We start from the raw sequence: 16,529 nt of genomic DNA, 5'->3' as shown, positions 1-16,529 counted from the left end.
GACATCCGGCCACCACGGTGAGGGGCCGATCGACGTCCCTCTACCCCACGGCACCCGGATTACCGTCGGCCTCTCGGCAACGTCACCCACCCGTCGCTCCCACCCGTCAGGGACCGGAGCCCTGGTCCACGGCACGGTCCCGGTCCACGGCACGGCGCACCACCAGGCTCTCCACCCCGTAGGACAACTCGGTGGCGGCGTCGTCCGGAGGCGGGTGGTAACGGCCCGCGCACACCGAGAGGTTGACGATGAGGTACGCGTGCCAGGAGGACCCGACACCCCGTCCGTCGGCGAAGATCCGGTCCCCGTTCAGGGACCAGACGACGCTGCGCCTGCCGAAGGTCACGCTCAGATCGATGACACCACCGGGGCTGACGGCTTCGTCGCGCACGTAACTGTGCCCCTCGCGTACGTGGTTGCTCAACTCCAGAAGGTCGGGATTGTCCGGGTGGTACTCGAACACGTCCACCTCGTTGCCTCCGTCCCGCCAGGTCCAGATCGCCGGCCAGGAACCCGACCCGGTGGGCAGGCGCACCCTGGTGTCGAGGCGGTCTCCGGTGCGGACCATGAAGCCCTCGGCGCTCTCCTCGGTGGTCAACAGGCCCGCGTCCCACAGGCCGTCGGCTCTGCGCGTGGCGCGGAACGTGCCGGTGCGGGAGTACGAGGGGTCGGCCGTGAGGTGGTCCAGTTTGTTGTCGCCGGGGTTGGTGGGGCCGCCGTCGGGATAGGCCCAGGAACGGCCCGCCACCCACTGACGGTCGGAGGAGAAATCAGCGGTGAAGACGACTGCGCTCACCCGAGGGCTCCCTCTGTCGCCGGATACGGCATCACATGCCGGATTTCTCCCCAGCGCGGCCCCGGCCATGCGATGCCCGAATTCGCCCGACCCGCGATTCACCCGTTCGGCCTAGAGCGCGCGGTGCGCGGACCGGTCGGCGTCCGTATCGGGCGCGCCCCCTCCGCCGTTGGCCCGCATGCGCTTGTTCGGCGCGGGGCGCACGCTGTTGGCATGGGCCTTGCGCACCCCGTCGTGATCTATCCGCCCGCCGCGGACGGCGGGCGACGGGTGCGCGCCGGTGACCACTTCCTGGGGATGGCGTACGGCCTGCTGGACGTCGTCGAGTTCCTCCGCGAGACCGGGCTGGACGATGCCGACGAGGCCTACGTCGAGTCGTCCCCGCTGATCGAGTGGCGAGGCGGCGGCCCGAAGACCTGGGAGCACGGACCGGACCGCCGGTAGACGCGGCGCCGGGAACGGGAGCGGCCGCCGGGCGGCGGTGTCAGTAGTGGCGGACAGCGTCGCGCGCCATGAGTGATCAACTGCATGAGGTGGTTGTCCGCACCGCGGAGCACGCAGATGCGGAGGGTGTTGTGGCGTGCAGCCGTGCCCTGTGGAGGTGACGGCGTATGCGAGCAACGCCGAGGCCCTCCGCTTCTGTGAGCGCACGACTTCGCGGCCGAGTCGGTGACCTTGGAGACCGCGTTGCAGGCGTCCGTACGCGTCTTCGTGGCCGCTCGGCACTCGTTCCTCTCGCTCACCTGGGTGCCGTCGTGGGTCAGTTCGGTCGGCCGACGGTCACAGGTCGACCACCCGGTGGAACGCGTCGACTGTCGCGTCACGGTCGGCGGCCTGCTGCTTCCCCGCCTTCCCCGCCATCAGGAACGGCCGCCCTTCTTGCGCAGGGCGCCGGGCTTGTGCACGGCGGCGCGTCCGGTGCCGTCGCTCTCCACCTCGTACTGCGGCTCCTCACGCGAGGCATCGACCGTGCGACCGGCCGCTTCCGTACGGTCGGTGATCTTCCTCTTCACCTTCCCGGTCACGTTCTGGCCGTGGCTCTTCCACGAGACCGTGTCGCCCTTGCTCGGGTCGTCCTTCTTCGGCATGGCGTTCTCCTCGGACCGAATGCCGCGCCCGGGCACGGGCGGTACGAGTGGTCGGTCATCACTCCCAGACTCGCGCCACCGGCTCGTGCACGCATCCGCACGTGGCGGGCAACACCGATCGCGCCGCCCGTCAGGAACCCTCGGGCGAGGGTGACGGGAGTGCGGCGCGTGGGCGGCGCGCCCGTGGTGATCGTCATACGGGCGATTGTGCCGGGCCCGGGTGACGGCCGGTAGGCGTCCAAGTGACCTTCACGTACCCGCATCCGCGCTGTTCACAGAGCCGGACGGGCGAACCGGCGAGCGGGTCCGCGCACGCCGTGGGCGAGGTGGCGCCCGGGGGACGCGTCTCCCGGGCTTCGGCCGGACTGCCGCAGATGGTGAAGATGCTGCCGGGACCGGTGATGGTCAGCAGCCGCAGCACCTGCGGGGGCGGCGCGGCGAGGACGAGCCGACCGCCGGATCTCTGGTGTGCGTGTGCGGCGCCTGTCCACGGCGCTCCGCAGGGCTCCCGTATGTGCGGCCGTGGCGTGTGCGCATGACATCGGAGACGCGAACGCGGGTACCCGCCCCTGCGGAGGTGGCTGATGTTCGAGCCGAGCGATATCCGTGAGTGGCGCGGTCACGACGTGGTGGACCCGCAGGGGCACAAGATCGGCATCCTGGAGTCGGTCTATGTGGACACCGGGACCGACCTGCCCAGCTTCGCCACGGTGACGGTCGGGCTTCCCACCCGTCGCCGTCTGGTGTTCGTGCCGCTCCTCGGCGCGACGGTCGGTCCGGGCTACCTGAAGGTCGCCCACGACAGGAACGCGGTGAAGAAGGCCCCGTCGATCGACCTCGACGGCGAGCTGCCTGCCCCGGAGGAACCGAAGATCTTCGCGCACTACGAACTGGACTACGCGCCGGGCGCCGGCGGCGAGCGTCGCCTCGCCCGTCGCTGACACGTCGAGGCCGCCGGGAGAGCCAATGAGCCTGTTTCTGTTTCTGATCCTCGTGGCCCTTGTCCTGGGCATCATCGGATTCGCGGTCCACGGGCTGTTCTACCTGCTGATCATCGGCGCCCTGGTCCTCCTCGCCGATCTCTTCTACGCCGGGGTGCGGTTCCGCCGTGGCGGAAGGAAACACCGTATTGCCCGTTGACCGGCGTTTCCCCGGCCGGGGAGACGCCGATGACTCGTCCGGTCCGTCAACGCGGCACGATCGCCGCCTCGGCCGCCGTCTTGATACGGGAACCGAAGCCGGGCGCGTCCTTGCGGGCGGCGGCGAGCGCCAGGCCGACGAGGAGCTTGCCCAGCCCGTGGCCTTCGAGAACGTTGAAGATGCGGACCCGGGTTCCGCCGCCGGGCAGCGGCTCCAGGTCGTAACCGCCCTCACGCACCGTCACGGTGTTCTTCGAGGCCTCGGCCCACCGGATCTTCACGGGGGCCTCGAGAGCGGTGATGCGGAACTCTCTCGCGGTCTTCATCCCGGCGTCCTTGACCGTGCTCCGGAAGACGGTGCCCACCGCGGTCGGGGCATCGGGAATCCGCTCGATCTTGAGCACACGGGGACTGAACTGCGGATCGTTGCGCCCGTCGGCGAGGTAGGCGAACACCTCCTCGACAGCCCGATCGACCTCCACCGTCGCTTCGAACTGTCCTGACATGAGCACTCCCCATCGGTCGAGTCGCACGCGCGCGAAGGCCACGCCGTACCGCACGTCACTTCGCAGCGGCACCGCGACCCCATGGGACCATCGAACACCCCGCGCGGCAATCGGCAATTCTCCGCGAGGCGGGCGCGGCGGGGAGCGGAGACACACCCTTGCGAGCCGGGCGGGCCTCCGGAGAAACGCCCCGAGCACGCGGTGAGCGGGCCCGGGGCGTTCTGCCGCGGAGGCAGCTTCGTTACACCGCGGCGATGCCCTCCATGCCGGATTCGGCGAAGGCGGGCAGACCTGTGACCGTCGTGACCTTGGTGAGGGCGCCGTCGCGGCCGACCCGGAAGCCGTCCACGGTGCCCGAGGTGGCGTTCTGGACGTAGACGAACTTGTCCTCGGCCACGGCGATGTCGATGACGCCCTGGGACTTCCCCGACGGAGCGGTGGCGATGCCGGCCTCGTTGGTCAGGGCGAGCCGGCCGTGCGGGCCCGTCCGGTAGCCGGTGACCGTCGAGTTGCCGGTGTTGCCGCCGTAGAAGAAGTCACCCGCCCGCTCCAGCCAGCACAACGTGTCCTGCCCGTTGGGCAGGGACTTCTGCACGATGTCCAACGCACCGCTCCGCCGCACGCGGTAGGTGGTGACGGTCGACCTGGCGGCCTCGGCGACCAGCATGCGCCCGGCCCTGTCGAAGGTGACGGCGAACGGCACCATGCCCGCGGATCCGGTCACCACGGGTTTCGCCGCCGGGCGGCCGTCACGGCCCACCGGGAAGACCTCTATGGTGTTCGCCGACTTGGTCGTGACCACCAGGTTCCGGCCGTCCGGCGTGAACGCGACCTGGCCCGGCGAGCTGCTGAACAACGGCACGCTCCCGTTCTTGAGCCCGAGGCCGCGGTGGGATCCGCTCAGTGGCTTCAGTCCCTTCGAGGTGATCCTGTATCCCTGGATACTTCCGGCGCCACCCGCGTTCAGCACGTACGCCAGGTCGCCCGAGACCGCGATGCCGGCCGGGAACCGGCCTCGCGCGGAGACGGTCTGTCGATCCGACAGCTTCTGGCCGTGCACCGCGAAGGATGTCAGCGTGCCGCTGCCCGCGTTGACCGCCAGCAGCCGGCCGGAACGCGGGTCGTAGACAAGACTCCCCTGCGAGGCAAGGGAGTCGGTGGGCGCGTCGACCTGGTCCCCGCCCATGCCCCCGGTCGCGTACTCCCCCGCGGCGGTCAGCTTGCCGTCGTCGCCTCGGCGGAAGACATGGATGGTGTTGCCCGCGAGCTCGTTGCCCTGGACGAAGACGGCGTGGTCGGCCTTCGGCGCGGTGGCGGCCGGTGAAACCTGGCCTGCGGAGGCGACGTTGACCGTCGCGACCACGGCGGCGACAGCGACCGTGCCACCGCCGAAGACGGTCAACCTCTTCTGGAGCTTCGACCTGCGTTTGTTGTGCCTGCTCACGTGCGGCTCCTCGAGTCCGGGGGCTTGCGTGACCAGAGTTGCCGAAGTGACTGCAGTGCTGAAGGTGTCCGAGGCTCACGTCAGAGTCCCGTAAGAACCGCGCCCGGACGGTCCGGGCCGCCGAGGCCCGTTCGGCATCACGCCGCAACGCAGGACCGGGCCCGCCGCACACGCGGCGGGCCCGGTCTTCGTGGCCGAGGCGGGATTTGAACCCGCGACCTCTGGGTTATGAGCCCAGCGAGCTGCCTACCTGCTCCACCCGGCGACCTTCACTGTAGGACGCCGGGACCGTGGCGGGCCAAGGGTTTGTCGGGCCCTGCCACGGCGGACGCCGGGACAAGCGGAGGGGCCGAGACTTCGGCCCGCAGCCGCAGCTCCCCGCCGTCAGCCCTCAGGCGTTGGCCCTCAGGCGTTGGCGTGGCGACGCGTGGCCGTCCTTCGTGGGGCGGCGTGGTGCACGGACCTGCCCTCGCCGGCCGTCTGCTGACGCCACAGCCACAGCGAAGTCACGGACAGGAGACCTGCGAAGACCACCAGGAAGAGCACCGACACCCACATCTGCCGACTCCCGGGATCGTCCCACCCCGTCCAGACAGCCGATGCGGCCCACAAGGCCGCACCGCCCGCGTAGACAGGGCGGATGCGCCGCAGCTGCCGCACGGCACGCACGGATTCGACGTGATCAGTTTTCTGTGCCATGTGGGCCCAGGTACCCCGATCCGCGCGCTTCATCAGTAGTCGGCTGGCGATGCGCCGTTGTGCAGGACGGCGAAAAGCCCCCGCGCGCGAGTGCCGTCCGGCAGTGCCCAGGAGCCGGCGACATGGCCGACGGCCTGCGCCGGCAGCAAGGGCTCGTTGTCCGGGGCAGGGCGCAGGACCCGGTGCAGGCGGAGCGTCGTGCCCTGCGGTGCGGGCAGCCCAGTGCCCTGTGGGTCGTCCGTGGCGCCGGCCATGGAGTCGGTGGGGGTGGCACCGTCACCGGTGCAGCAGCGGGAGACCTCCCGGTCGGGGACATCGCTGATGTTCTGGTCCTGGGCCTGGACCCGGCCCTCGATCAGGGCCGCCAACTGGGCGACCAGCACCGGGTCGTGGCAGCCGTCGTAGGCCCAGCGCCGCCCCAGCACCCCGTGCTCCATGGTGCCGACGAGGGCGTGCTCCGCCCCGTCGAGCGGGGCCCCGCGATAGGTCAACGGCACCAGATAGGTGACCGGACGGCTGCCGGAGGTGTCGGTGACCACCAGGAACTCGATCCCGACCTCGCCCTCGGGGTCGTCCAGCCGGAAGCCCCCGGCCTTGGCCAGTTCCGGTGTGCCCGTACCACCCGTGTACCACGGCCGGGTGGGCAGCCAGGAGGTGAGCAGCTCCAGCTTGGTCGGCGCGAGGACAGTGCGGTGGACGACGGCCATGCCGGGTTTCCTTTTCGTGGGTCGGATGAGCCGGGACAGGTCAGGCGGAGCGGTCTTCGTCCGTGGGTGCGTTCCAGGCCGCCAGGGGCATTCCCGCTGCGGTCGTCACCTGAAGCACCTCGCACCCCATCAGCGCAACGGCGGCGCAGAGGCGCTGCCGAACCCGTTCGCCGTCTTCGGGCGGAAAGGCGATCCGGATCCCGTGGTGGCGGCCCGCGTCGTAGGTGAGAAGCCAGTCGGTGTCGACGGTCGCGAAGTGGTCCTGTCCCATCTCGCCGTCCTCGGAGTACCAGGAGCCCCGGTCGACGGTGGGAGCCAGTGCGTCGCGCAGGATCCGCAGGCACTCGGCGGGGACGCGAGGGCCCTCGGACAGTCGCAGGCAGCGGTGCGTCCGGGGGCGGAAGGCGTTGAACCACGGTGCCAGGTCCGGCTCCATGTCCATGAGCAGGTGGGAGCCGACGCGGCCGCCGACCCATCCGGCGAGGAACTCGGCCGCGCCCATGTGATGCGTCTCGTGCCGGCGCTCGCTGCTCCACACCACGACCGGCCACTCGTCGGGAGCCCCACCGGTGAGCCAGCACAACCGGTCGGCGTCCATCGTCGTGCCCCAGATCAACAGCTCCGCCGGGCCGGCGCCCGAGGCCGGGTGCGAGGAACGCGGGTGGCTCTCACGCTCCCGTACGGAAGGTGCGGGGAGTGCGGGAGGTACGACAGGCGTGGGAGGCGTGGGAGATCTCGTGAGGTCGGCCACCTGCCGTTCGATGCCGTTGTGCCTGCTCGTGCCGAAGGGCGTGCGGAGAAAGAGGAAGTCGCAGAACTCCCCCCAGCCGTAGGTCTCCACGAGCCACCGGTAGTCGGCGGGCAGCCGGCTGCCGATCCTGGCCTGCGCGGCGGCCCAGTCCCCGCAAGCGTCCACCGGTTCGGCCGGTGGTGCCACGAGCCGGGCCAGTCGCCCACAGCCCGTGGCGGCAAGGTCCGAATCAGCCATGGGGGCAGCGTAGTCAATCTCCCCGCCGGCTCCTCATGAGCCCCCCGGTCTCGGCTCCGGCCGCGGCCCCGGTCTCAGCCTCGGCCCGGTCCGACGGGCGCGGTGATCTCGCGCTTGAGGATCTTGCCGCTGGGGCCGGTCGGCAGGGTGTCCACGAGCCACACCTCACGCGGGTACTTGTACGCGGCCACCCGGCTCTTGACGAACTCCCTCAGCTCGTCGGGGGTGGCATGGGCGCCCGGGCGCAGGACGACCGCGGCCGCGATCTCCTCCCCCAGGTGGGTGTGCGGCACGCCCACCACTGCGGCCAGGGCGACGGCCGGGTGCTCGTGCAGGACCTCCTCCATCTCCCGCGGATAAACGTTGTAGCCACCACGGATGATCATGTCCTTCTTGCGGTCCACGATGTACAGGTAGCCGTCCTCGTCCTGCCGCGCGAGGTCGCCGGAGCGCAGCCAGCCGTCCGGGACGGCGGTCGCGGTCTCCTCGGGGCGGTTCCAGTAGCCCTTCATCACGTTCGGGCCGCGCACGGCCAGTTCGCCCACCTCACCCGGGGCGACGTCCTGGCCCTTGTCGTCGAGCAGCCGCACCTGCACGTCACGGATCGGGGTGCCGATGGAGCCGGCCTTGCGCGGCCGGTCGGGGTGGTTGAAGGTGACCACCGGGCTGGTCTCGGACATGCCGAAGCCCTCCAGCACCGCACAGCCGAAGCGCCGCTCGAAGCCGTGCAGCACCTCCACCGGCAGCGAGGCCCCGCCGGATATGCACATCCGCAGCGTCGACACGTCCACCTCGGACGGGTGCTGGAGCAGCGCCGCGTACATCGTGGGAACGCCCTCGAAGACCGTGGCCCGGTCGCGGGCGATGGCGTCCAGCACGGTCTGCGGCGCGAAGCGGGGGATCAGCGTCAGGGAGGCGCCGGCGCGGACGGCCACGCTCATCGTGCAGATCTGGCCGAAGATGTGGAACAGCGGCAGACAGCCCACCACCACGTCCTGAGGTGTCATGCGCTGGACGTGGACCGTGTTGACCTCGGTGTTGTGCCGCAGCCCGCCGTGGGTGAGCGTGGCGCCCTTGGGGCGGCCGGTGGTGCCGGAGGTGTACAGGAGCACGGCCACGTCGTCGACTCCGGTCTCGGCCACCTCGGACAGCGGCTCGTGCCCGGCCAGCAGTGCGCCGAAGGCGGCGGGTTCGACGGCCAGGTGCCGCACACCGGCGGCGGCCGCGCCCTGCGCGCCCTCCCCTGGTGCCTGGTGCCATTCGAACAGCAGCACCGCCCCGGAGTCGTCGAGGTGGTACTCGGTCTCCCGCGTCTTCAGCAGCGGGTTCATCGGTACGACGATCCCCCCGGCACGGAGCACCCCGTAGTACAGGACGACGAACTCGGGAACGTTGGGCAGCATCAGGGCGACCCGGTCCCCCGGCCGCACGCCCTCGGCCCGCAGCAGCGCGGCGGCGCGGGCACTGCGCTCTTCCAGCTCCGCGTAGCTGGTGACCTGCTCGCCCAGGCGCAGCGCGGGGCGTCCCGGCTGCCGCTGTGCCGTCTCCACCAGGAACTGCGCCAGATTGGCCATGACCCGCCTCCACGAACGTCACCGTTGAAATCCGCTGTTCACCTGCGCGACATCGTGCTGCCACGCACGGCGGCGGACCATGGGCGGCAGGACAGCGCCACCCCTCCCGGATTGGTTCGGAGAACAAAACGATGGCGTTAAGCTGCGGTAATGGATATCTCTGGCGTGGCAGCGGCGCTTCATTCCAGACTTCCGGAACTGGGTGAGCGGATCGCGCAGCGTATCCGCTCGGACGTCGACGCCTACGACGAGGAGTCGCTGATCCCCTTCGACTCGCTGCGCCGCTCGTGCACCGCCAACGCGGACCTGGTCCTGAGCCACCTCGGCCACGCGGATGCCCCGGACCCGAGCCCGGCCCGCGAGACGGGCCGGGTGCGCGCCGAACAGGGCGTGCCGCTGGCGGATACCCTGCACGCGTACCGGGTCGGCTTCGAACTGCTGTGGACGGAGATCCTCCTGGAGTCACGGACACATCCCGAGGTCTCCGACGACCAGTTGGTGTCCCAGTCCGCGGAGATCTGGGCGTTGTTCGGCCTGTACGCGGAGGCGGTGGCGGCGGCCTACCGGGAGACCTCCGCCGAGTTGACCTCGCAGCGGCACGCCCGGCGCTCGGCGCTGGTGGAGGCGCTGTTCACCGGTGTCATCGCCGACCGGACCACGCTGTGGGAGGCCGCCCGTGAGCTGGGCCTGCCCGAGCAGGGCCCCTACGCGGTGGTCGCGGCGGCGGCCGGCGCTCCCGGCCGGGAGCCGCTGGCGGGCATCGAAGCCGAGCTGCGTCAGGCCCGACTCGCCTCGGCCTGGCGGCTGTTGCCCGACCATCAGATCGGGGTGATCGCCCTGCCCACGCCGGCGGCGGAGAGCGCCTGTCTGCGCGTCCTGCGTCGCGCCCAGGCCCGCGTGGGCGTCAGCCCGTGCTTCCCCTCCCTGCGGGACACTCCGCAGGCGCTGCGCTTCGCTCGCCTGGCGCTCGCCGGGCTGCGGGGCACCGGTCCCGGCGTCGCACGGTTCGACGACAGCCCGCTCGCCATGGTGGTGGCCGCCGCTCCGGCGGAGGCGGCTCATCTCGTGGGAGTGGTCCTCCAACCCCTGGTCGACCTGCCGGTCGCGGAACGGGCTCGCCTGTTGGAGACCCTGGAACACTGGTTCGCCGCCGCCGGGTCGGCCACCGACGCGGCCCTGGGCCTCTTCGTCCACCCCAACACCGTCCGTTACCGGCTGCGCCGTATCGAGGAGTTGACGGGCCGTTCCCTCTCCGATCCGCGCGCGGTGGCCGACATCGGCGTGGCACTCCTGGCCGTCCGCAACGCCGGCGTCGGTGCGGGCGAACAGCCGTCACCCGCATCGGACTGACACCGCTGCTCACGGACGAGCGTGGTGCGCACGCCTGTCCCGGGCACGGCGAGCGACGGCATCGACTGCCAGGGGGTTCGGGGGATGCCCCGACGGTCGGCGGTGGGGCTGGCACCAGGCGGAACGGGGAGCTGACCGGAGTGAGCCGGGGAGCGAAGCGGCCTAGCGTCGGACCGCATGGGACTTCTCGACCATCCGTGCACGGCGACGGCGACCCTGGCCACCGCGTTCGTGCTGGCGGCGTCCGCGATCCCGGCCTCCGCGTCGGCCCCGCCCGCCCCCGCCCGGCCTCTCTCCTTCTCCTCCGCCACCTCCTCCGCCTCCTCCTCGACGGTCTTACCGGGTTGCGGCGAGCACAGCACGCTGCGCCAGGCGCTGCGCACACTGACCGAGGACCACCACCTCGCCGGCGCCGCGGTCGAGGTCACCGATCCGGTGTGCGGCCGCTGGAGCGACGCCGCAGGAACGGCCGACCTCGGCACCGGCCGCCCGATGAACGCACAGGACCGGCTCCGCGCCGGCAGCGTCACCAAGACCTTCACCGCCACGGTCGTACTCCAGCTCGCCGCCGAGCACCGGATCGACCCGGACGCGTCCGTCGCCCACTACCTGCCCGGTCTGATCGACGGCAACGGCTACGACGGCCGGAAGATCACCGTACGAGAGCTGCTCCAGCACACCAGCGGGCTGCCCGACCACCTCGACGCCCCGGAGTGGGAGCACCCCGAACGGCTGCGGTACCGCCACTTCGAGCCACGTGAGCTGATCGACCAGGCGCTGAGCTTGCCGCACCCCGGCGCATCGGCCGGTTCCGGCTTCCACTACGCGACGACGAACTACCTCGTCGCAGGTCTGCTCGTCCAGCAGGTCACCGGCCGCTCGGCCGAATCCGAGATCACCCGCCGCATCCTCCGGCCGCTCGGACTGCGCGACACCTACTGGCCCGGCGACGACCCGCGCCTGCGCGGCCCGCACTCACGCAGCTACCACCTGCCCGAGCAGGGCGCGGCCCTGGTGGACGGCACCGACTGGAACATGACGTTCGGCGGCACCGGCGGCGCGCTGGTCTCCTCGCCCGCCGACCTGGAGCGCTTCTTCGACGCCCTGCTCAGCGGCCGGCTGCTGCCCCCGGACCGGCTGTCGGAGATGAAGCACACGGTGGCCGCCGACCCGGACCGGCTGTGGCCGGGCGCCCGCTACGGACTCGGCCTCATCTCCAGCCCGCTGCCCTGCGGCGGGCTGTGGTGGGGCCATGCCGGGACCGTGCCCGGCGGCCACCGCGCCCTCGGTGCGGTGGGGCCCGGCGGGCGTCGCGTCGCCGTCGCGGTGAACCAGGTGCCGTCCACCGAGCAGGCCGAAGAGGACTTCCGTGAGGTGGTCCGGGCGGCCCTGTGCGAGGGGCGCGGGCCGGAGACCGCCCGACCGACCGACGGGAAGATCGTGGAGGAGTCCGCATGAGGATCCGCGCCGCCGCGCTGGCCCTGGCCGCCACCGCCTGCCTGAGCACCCTGCCGCCCGCGGCCGTGGCCGGGCCGTCGTCCGCCGCCGCCCTCGGCCGCCACCAGGACCAGGAGCTGACCTGGCAGAGCTGCGTCCTCGGCCCCGACGACGAGACCGGCAAGGAGCTGGAGAAGGCCGGGGCCCGCTGCGCCGACGTCACCGTGCCCCTCGACCACGCCCACCCCGGCGGCCGCACGATCACCCTCGCGCTCTCGCGGATCGAGGCCACCGACACCGCTCACCGCATCGGCTCCCTCCTGCTCAACACGGGCGGCCCCGGCGGTCAGGCCGTCGGAGACCCGCCCTGGGTGCACGACGCTCTGGGGGACGTGGCCGGGCGCTACGACATCATCGGCGTGGATCCCCGTTTCGTCGGCCGCAGCACCCCGCTGGACTGCGGCTGGCCCACCGGCAGCCCCTTCCGCTGGGCGGGTGCGGACCGGGCCGCCTTCGACGACGTCACGGCGTTCGAACGGGATCTGGCCGACCGGTGCCGCAGGACGAACGGGGACGTGCTGCCGTACATCACCACCCGCGACACCGCCCGCGACATGGACGTCGTCCGCGCCGCCCTCGGCGAGCGCCGCATCTCCTACCTGGGCTACTCGTACGGCAGTTACCTCGGCGAGGTCTACTCGACGATGTTCCCCGGCCGTACCGACCGCGTGGTCCTCGACGGCGTGATCGACCCGCACCGCTACGGACCCCGGCTGCTCGTCGGCACCGAGACCGCCAACGAGAAGGCGCTGCGGCACTGGGCCGCATGGGCCGCCGCGCGGGACGCCGCCTACGGTCTCGGCTCGACCCGCGATGCCGTCCTGGCCACGATCGACCGCATCCGACGCACGGCCGGCGAACGGCACTTGGTGATCGGCGGCGGCTCCTCCGCGTCCTACCGGCTCGACGAGCACACCGTGCCGTTCATCGTCTTCAACGGCCTGTCGGACGACACGGACGAGGCACGGCGGTCGTTCGCCGCCTCGATCCGCACCATGAAGGAGGCCGCGGAGGGCCGCCCGGCCGAACCGGACCCCGACCTCGCGGAGACCCTGGACTACCTGCTGAACGGGGGCGACGACGGGTCGGCCTACGGCAGCGTCCAGACCGCGATCCTCTGCGGTGACGTGGCAGCACCGCGCGACCCGGACGTCTACTGGCGTGACGTCCAGCGCAGCCGCGCGCGCCATCCGCTGATGGGCCCCTTCACCCACGACATCACCCCCTGCGCCTTCTGGGACCGGCCCCGGGAACGCCCCACCACCGTCCGCGACGACCTCCCCGCGCTGCTCGTCAACTCCACCGGCGACCCCCGTACGACCTATGCCGGTGCCACCGCGACGCACCGCGCGTGGCCCGGTTCCCGCCTGGTCACCGTCACCGGCTCCGACCGGCACGGTGTCTACGGGGCGTACGGCAACGCCTGCGTCGACGGCACGGTCAATGCCTACCTGCGCACCGGGAAGCTGCCCGCCACGGACGTCACCTGCGCGGCCGCCGGGCCCACCGGCACGGCGGGAGAGCCCCGCGGAGGGAGGTGAGAACGCCGCTCCCACCACGCTTTCAGCCCGCTGCCACGGCTGATTGCGCCGTCCACGATCCGGGAACGCGTCGGGCTCGGGAGACGCGGTTTCCAGGCCCCGTCGCGATCTCCCTTCTATCGTGGAACGGCACAGTGACGCTCGGCACCGAGACAGGCGGCAGGTCATGCGGAAACCACTGATCGACTATGTGGCGGTCTTCCGAGCCCTGCCCGGCATGGTGGCCCTCCTCACCCCCGACCTGATCTACGCCGACGCCAACGACGACTTCCTGCGGCTGGCCGGACGCACCCGCGAGCAGCTGCTCGGCCGCTACATCTTCGACGTCTTCCCGGAGAACCCGAACGACCCGGCGGCCGCCGGCATGCGGGAGACCCGGGAGTCGATGCTGCGGGTGGTCGCCACCGGCGAGCGCGACACGATGGCACTGCTGCGCTACGACATCGAGGACCCCCGTCGGCCCGGTGTGTGGCGCGAGCACTACTGGAGCCCGGTGAACGCGCCCGTGCACGGTCCCGACGGGCAGGTGGCGCTCATCGTGCACCGGGTGGAGGAGGTCACGGAGCTCATCCACGCGCGCGGCGGTCCGAACGGCGGAGCCCGAGCCCGTGTGCTGGAGGCCGAGCTGTACACCCGGGCCCGCGAGCTGCAAGAGGTCAACGAACGGCTCCGCCAGGCGCACGCCCACGAGCGGGAGGTCGCTCTGGCCCTCCAGGCGGCGATGCTGCCCGCGCCCGGCCCGACCGGTCCGCACGCCGCCGCCGTGCGCTACCGGCCCGCGGTCGGCGCACTGAACGTGTGCGGCGACTGGTACGACCTGGTCGACCTGCCCGGCGACAATCTCGCGGTCGCCGTCGGCGACGTCGTCGGGCACGGCCTCGCGGCGGCCTGCACCATGGGGCAGCTGCGCAGCGCCCTGAGCGCCGCCTGCCGGGTGGCCGACGGCCCCGCCCAGGCCCTGGAGGCCCTCGGCCTGTACGCCCGTTTCGTCGAGGGCGCCGAGGCGACCAGCGTCGTGACGACCTTCATCGACTGGGACAGCCACACCATCACCTACAGCTGTGCCGGCCACCCGCCGCCCGCCCTGGTGCACGACGACGGGACCGTCACCTTCCTCGACCAGGCCACCGATCCCCCGCTCGCCGCGCGCCCGGAACACCTCCCCCGCCCCCAGGCTCACACCGGCTTCACGGAGGGCGCCACCCTCGTCCTGTACACCGACGGCCTGATCGAGCGCCGCGACGAGGACATCTACACGGGCCTGGCCCGGCTCGCCGCGTCCCTCACCCACCACAGACACTCGGCCCCCGAACCCCTGGCCGACGCCCTCCTCGCCGACCTCCTCCCCACCACCGGCACCACCGACGACACGGCCCTGATCGTCCTGCGGCTGTGACCCGCTCCGGGATCCCCGCCGTCAGTCGGACGGACCGGTCGGGTCGGAGGTGCCGGGGGTGTCGGGTCGGGCGGTGTGGTCGGGGTGGTCGCGGGTGCGGCGGGCTTCCTTCATCTCCGCCTCGTAGAGGTGGTCGCGTCCTTCGGCGAGCTGCTGCACCGCCTCGTGCTCCAGGTCTCTGAACGCTCGGTAGTACGTCCCGTCGTAGGCCTCGACGATCTGGAACGTCCAGTGTCCCGGGATGACGTTGCGCCCCAGGATCTCCGTCTCGACGCGTTCGGCCCAGGTCGCGTGGCCCGCCCTGCGCAGCAGTTCGACCGTGCGGTCCAGTTCCAGGTCCGCGGTGCCGGTGAGCTGGTGGAACGAGTAGAGGTGCCCGCGGGCCCGTTCGACCGTCTCCAGCGCCTTGGACAGCGAGCCGAGCGCCTCCACCGTCTCGTCGCCGACGCCCGGGGGACGCCGGTGCTCGTGGTCCGGACCGTGGAGGTCGCCCATCTTCGCCCCTTCCTTCGCGCCAGGGACTCCCGACCGGACTCCCTACCTGTCCGGACCAGCACAGCACGGCACGGGCGACGCCACCGTCCGTGCCGTCCGGATGCACCGTCGCCGAACCCGATCGAGCCGGTCTCAGCGCACGACGTCGACGAGGTGGGGCACCACCCGGGTGAGCCGTACCACGGCCCAGAGGATGAGCAGGGCGCCGAGCGCCTCGGGCAGCAGCCACCAGCCCGTACGGATGCTCTCGTCGAACAGCGCCACACCCAGCAGGAGGCTCACCGCCGCGTCACCGATGGTCAGCGCGGGCTGTGAAGCGGCCAGGGGGCCGGCTTGCAGGGCGTTCTCCAGCAGCAGGAGGGCCAGGACCCCGGTGAGCGCGAATCCGTAGGTCTGCCAGGCGGTGAGGAACGCCGGCAGTCCCGCGTCGGCGAGGCGTCCCGTGGCCGACTTCAGCAGGGCGGCGGTCAGGGCGTTGCCGACCGCCGCGGCCGAGGCGAGCGCCGCGGCGCGCACCAACGGCGAGGAGGCGGAGCGCGCGAGGAGGAGCGCCGCGGCCATCGCGCCCAGCGTGAGCGCCAGGACCGGGATCCAGCGCGCCATGGAGGCCTGCTCCCGGCTGCCGGAGGGAGCTGCCGACGCCAGGAGCACGGCGAGGCCGGCCACCACCGCCCCGACCGCCCACCAGCCCTCGGCCGACAGCCGTCGGTGCATGAGCGGCACCGCCAACAGCAGCGCGAAGGGGAGTTCGAGAATGAACAGGGGCTGGACCAGCGCCATGGGGCCGTTGATGAGGGCCAGCGCCTGGAACACTGCGGCGCACACGACGCCCGCGATGCCGATCGCCCAGGCGGGGCGCCGCGCGAGGGCGAGCAGCAGCCTTACTCCGCCGCCGCGGTCCACCGTCGAGGCGGCCTTGCGCTGGAACGCCGTGCCCACCGCGTTGCTGACGGCACCGAGGACGGCGAAGACTACGGCGAGCGCCATCATGACTCCGGTGCGGGCGGATTCCACTCGAGCAGCAGGATCGCCGCATCGTCCTGGGGACGGCCGGCCACGGCGTGCCGGAGGCCGCGTGCCTCGGTGCGGCGGGCCACCGCCGTGGACAGCTGCAGCGTGCGGTGGGCGGAGTCGGCGAGGAAGCCCATGAACTGCTCGTCGATGACCTCGGCCGTCACGTCGTCACCACCTGGTGGGCTGCTCGCTGCCGGATGCACCGGGATGACCGGAAGGACCGGGCGGACCGGATCGACCGGGAGGGACCGGTCGCTTTGGCCGCAGTCTCACATCTCGGGGCGTGATCCGCAGT

Annotated in this window: 18 protein-coding genes and 1 tRNA gene; 7 read left to right on the top strand and 12 right to left on the bottom strand. The window is 71.9% G+C overall.

The features are described from left to right. Positions 1-106: 106 nt before the first annotated feature. Positions 107-796 (bottom strand): beta-glucanase, encoded by a 690-nt coding sequence (locus OG736_RS40860; RefSeq protein WP_327186946.1) that lies wholly within the window; start codon positions 794-796, stop codon positions 107-109. A 213-nt stretch (positions 797-1,009) separates the two neighbouring features. Between OG736_RS40860 and OG736_RS40855 the strand changes: the two genes are divergently transcribed. Continuing rightward, positions 1,010-1,240, top strand: a complete 231-nt coding sequence (locus tag OG736_RS40855; protein WP_327186945.1) for a hypothetical protein — start codon at positions 1,010-1,012, stop codon at positions 1,238-1,240. A gap of 416 nt (positions 1,241-1,656) precedes the next feature. Here the strand turns inward: OG736_RS40855 and OG736_RS40850 are convergent, their stop codons facing one another. Then, entirely contained in the window at positions 1,657-1,884 is a 228-nt protein-coding gene (locus OG736_RS40850; protein WP_327186944.1) for a hypervirulence associated TUDOR domain-containing protein, read from the bottom strand. A gap of 584 nt (positions 1,885-2,468) precedes the next feature. Here OG736_RS40850 and OG736_RS40845 point away from each other — a divergent pair. Beyond that, a complete protein-coding gene (locus tag OG736_RS40845; protein WP_327186943.1) occupies positions 2,469-2,825 on the top strand; it encodes a PRC-barrel domain-containing protein in 357 nt (118 codons plus the stop codon). A gap of 25 nt (positions 2,826-2,850) precedes the next feature. After that, the gene (locus tag OG736_RS40840) at positions 2,851-3,024 is read left to right on the top strand and encodes a hypothetical protein (protein ID WP_199876178.1); all 174 of its coding nucleotides are present in this window, start codon (positions 2,851-2,853) and stop codon (positions 3,022-3,024) included. A 46-nt stretch (positions 3,025-3,070) separates the two neighbouring features. Here OG736_RS40840 and OG736_RS40835 read toward each other — a convergent pair whose 3' ends face one another. The 7 genes from OG736_RS40835 to OG736_RS40805 form a co-directional block, all read right to left on the bottom strand. Then, complete coding sequence (locus OG736_RS40835) at positions 3,071-3,529, bottom strand: SRPBCC family protein (RefSeq protein ID WP_327186942.1); 459 nt, start codon at positions 3,527-3,529, stop codon at positions 3,071-3,073. 241 nt (positions 3,530-3,770) lie between these two features. After that, the gene (locus OG736_RS40830) at positions 3,771-4,973 is read right to left on the bottom strand and encodes a lactonase family protein (protein ID WP_327186941.1); all 1,203 of its coding nucleotides are present in this window, start codon (positions 4,971-4,973) and stop codon (positions 3,771-3,773) included. A gap of 191 nt (positions 4,974-5,164) precedes the next feature. After that, positions 5,165-5,238 (bottom strand) — tRNA-Met (locus tag OG736_RS40825). Between the two features lie 140 nt (positions 5,239-5,378). Continuing rightward, positions 5,379-5,672 (bottom strand): hypothetical protein, encoded by a 294-nt coding sequence (locus OG736_RS40820; RefSeq protein WP_054237840.1) that lies wholly within the window; start codon positions 5,670-5,672, stop codon positions 5,379-5,381. A 32-nt stretch (positions 5,673-5,704) separates the two neighbouring features. Next, a complete protein-coding gene (locus OG736_RS40815) occupies positions 5,705-6,379 on the bottom strand; it encodes a maltokinase N-terminal cap-like domain-containing protein (RefSeq protein ID WP_327186940.1) in 675 nt (224 codons plus the stop codon). 40 nt (positions 6,380-6,419) lie between these two features. Further along, complete coding sequence (locus OG736_RS40810) at positions 6,420-7,367, bottom strand: SMI1/KNR4 family protein (protein WP_327186939.1); 948 nt, start codon at positions 7,365-7,367, stop codon at positions 6,420-6,422. A 74-nt stretch (positions 7,368-7,441) separates the two neighbouring features. Further along, on the bottom strand, positions 7,442-8,941 hold the full coding sequence (locus tag OG736_RS40805) for a long-chain-fatty-acid--CoA ligase (protein ID WP_327186938.1): 1,500 nt from the start codon (positions 8,939-8,941) through the stop codon (positions 7,442-7,444). A gap of 150 nt (positions 8,942-9,091) precedes the next feature. Here OG736_RS40805 and OG736_RS40800 point away from each other — a divergent pair, with 150 nt between their 5' ends. The 4 genes from OG736_RS40800 to OG736_RS40785 all read left to right on the top strand — a co-directional run bounded on the left by OG736_RS40800 (position 9,092) and on the right by OG736_RS40785 (position 14,725). Further along, the gene (locus OG736_RS40800) at positions 9,092-10,291 is read left to right on the top strand and encodes a PucR family transcriptional regulator (protein WP_442817134.1); all 1,200 of its coding nucleotides are present in this window, start codon (positions 9,092-9,094) and stop codon (positions 10,289-10,291) included. Between the two features lie 177 nt (positions 10,292-10,468). Next, positions 10,469-11,749 carry a serine hydrolase domain-containing protein gene (locus OG736_RS40795; protein WP_327186937.1) on the top strand — a complete coding sequence of 427 codons (1,281 nt, stop codon included), beginning with the start codon at positions 10,469-10,471 and terminating at the stop codon, positions 11,747-11,749. Beyond that, positions 11,746-13,329, top strand: a complete 1,584-nt coding sequence (locus OG736_RS40790; protein ID WP_327186936.1) for an alpha/beta hydrolase — start codon at positions 11,746-11,748, stop codon at positions 13,327-13,329. The genes OG736_RS40795 and OG736_RS40790 overlap by 4 nt, the downstream gene beginning before the upstream one ends. A 166-nt stretch (positions 13,330-13,495) precedes the next feature. After that, the gene (locus OG736_RS40785; protein ID WP_327186935.1) at positions 13,496-14,725 is read left to right on the top strand and encodes a PP2C family protein-serine/threonine phosphatase; all 1,230 of its coding nucleotides are present in this window, start codon (positions 13,496-13,498) and stop codon (positions 14,723-14,725) included. 21 nt (positions 14,726-14,746) lie between these two features. Here the strand turns inward: OG736_RS40785 and OG736_RS40780 are convergent, their stop codons facing one another. From OG736_RS40780 to OG736_RS40770, 3 genes are all read right to left on the bottom strand, one after another. After that, positions 14,747-15,220 (bottom strand): hypothetical protein, encoded by a 474-nt coding sequence (locus tag OG736_RS40780; RefSeq protein ID WP_327186934.1) that lies wholly within the window; start codon positions 15,218-15,220, stop codon positions 14,747-14,749. A 132-nt stretch (positions 15,221-15,352) separates the two neighbouring features. Next, positions 15,353-16,210, bottom strand: a complete 858-nt coding sequence (locus OG736_RS40775; protein WP_327187847.1) for a DMT family transporter — start codon at positions 16,208-16,210, stop codon at positions 15,353-15,355. Further along, positions 16,207-16,398 carry a hypothetical protein gene (locus tag OG736_RS40770; protein ID WP_327186933.1) on the bottom strand — a complete coding sequence of 64 codons (192 nt, stop codon included), beginning with the start codon at positions 16,396-16,398 and terminating at the stop codon, positions 16,207-16,209. The genes OG736_RS40775 and OG736_RS40770 overlap by 4 nt, the downstream gene beginning before the upstream one ends. Positions 16,399-16,529 lie beyond the last annotated feature (131 nt).

The organism is Streptomyces sp. NBC_01334 (assembly GCF_035983595.1).
Taxonomy (GTDB): domain Bacteria; phylum Actinomycetota; class Actinomycetes; order Streptomycetales; family Streptomycetaceae; genus Streptomyces; species Streptomyces coriariae.
Note: the sequence above shows the minus strand (reverse complement) of the source record. Positions and strands in the feature narration are given on the sequence as shown.

Bases quoted from the DNA above. Each gene is read 5' to 3' on its own strand.
- OG736_RS40780 (WP_327186934.1), bottom strand. From the start codon at position 15,220: ATGGGCGACCTCCACGGTCCGGACCACGAGCACCGGCGTCCCCCGGGC.
- OG736_RS40850 (WP_327186944.1), bottom strand. From the start codon at position 1,884: ATGCCGAAGAAGGACGACCCGAGCAAGGGCGACACGGTCTCGTGGAAG.
- OG736_RS40845 (WP_327186943.1), top strand. From the start codon at position 2,469: ATGTTCGAGCCGAGCGATATCCGTGAGTGGCGCGGTCACGACGTGGTG.
- OG736_RS40790 (WP_327186936.1), top strand. From the start codon at position 11,746: ATGAGGATCCGCGCCGCCGCGCTGGCCCTGGCCGCCACCGCCTGCCTG.
- OG736_RS40855 (WP_327186945.1), top strand. From the start codon at position 1,010: ATGGGCCTTGCGCACCCCGTCGTGATCTATCCGCCCGCCGCGGACGGC.
- OG736_RS40800 (WP_442817134.1), top strand. From the start codon at position 9,092: ATGGATATCTCTGGCGTGGCAGCGGCGCTTCATTCCAGACTTCCGGAA.
- OG736_RS40805 (WP_327186938.1), bottom strand. From the start codon at position 8,941: ATGGCCAATCTGGCGCAGTTCCTGGTGGAGACGGCACAGCGGCAGCCG.
- OG736_RS40835 (WP_327186942.1), bottom strand. From the start codon at position 3,529: ATGTCAGGACAGTTCGAAGCGACGGTGGAGGTCGATCGGGCTGTCGAG.
- OG736_RS40810 (WP_327186939.1), bottom strand. From the start codon at position 7,367: ATGGCTGATTCGGACCTTGCCGCCACGGGCTGTGGGCGACTGGCCCGG.
- OG736_RS40820 (WP_054237840.1), bottom strand. From the start codon at position 5,672: ATGGCACAGAAAACTGATCACGTCGAATCCGTGCGTGCCGTGCGGCAG.
- OG736_RS40775 (WP_327187847.1), bottom strand. From the start codon at position 16,210: ATGATGGCGCTCGCCGTAGTCTTCGCCGTCCTCGGTGCCGTCAGCAAC.
- OG736_RS40840 (WP_199876178.1), top strand. From the start codon at position 2,851: ATGAGCCTGTTTCTGTTTCTGATCCTCGTGGCCCTTGTCCTGGGCATC.
- OG736_RS40785 (WP_327186935.1), top strand. From the start codon at position 13,496: ATGCGGAAACCACTGATCGACTATGTGGCGGTCTTCCGAGCCCTGCCC.
- OG736_RS40815 (WP_327186940.1), bottom strand. From the start codon at position 6,379: ATGGCCGTCGTCCACCGCACTGTCCTCGCGCCGACCAAGCTGGAGCTG.
- OG736_RS40795 (WP_327186937.1), top strand. From the start codon at position 10,469: ATGGGACTTCTCGACCATCCGTGCACGGCGACGGCGACCCTGGCCACC.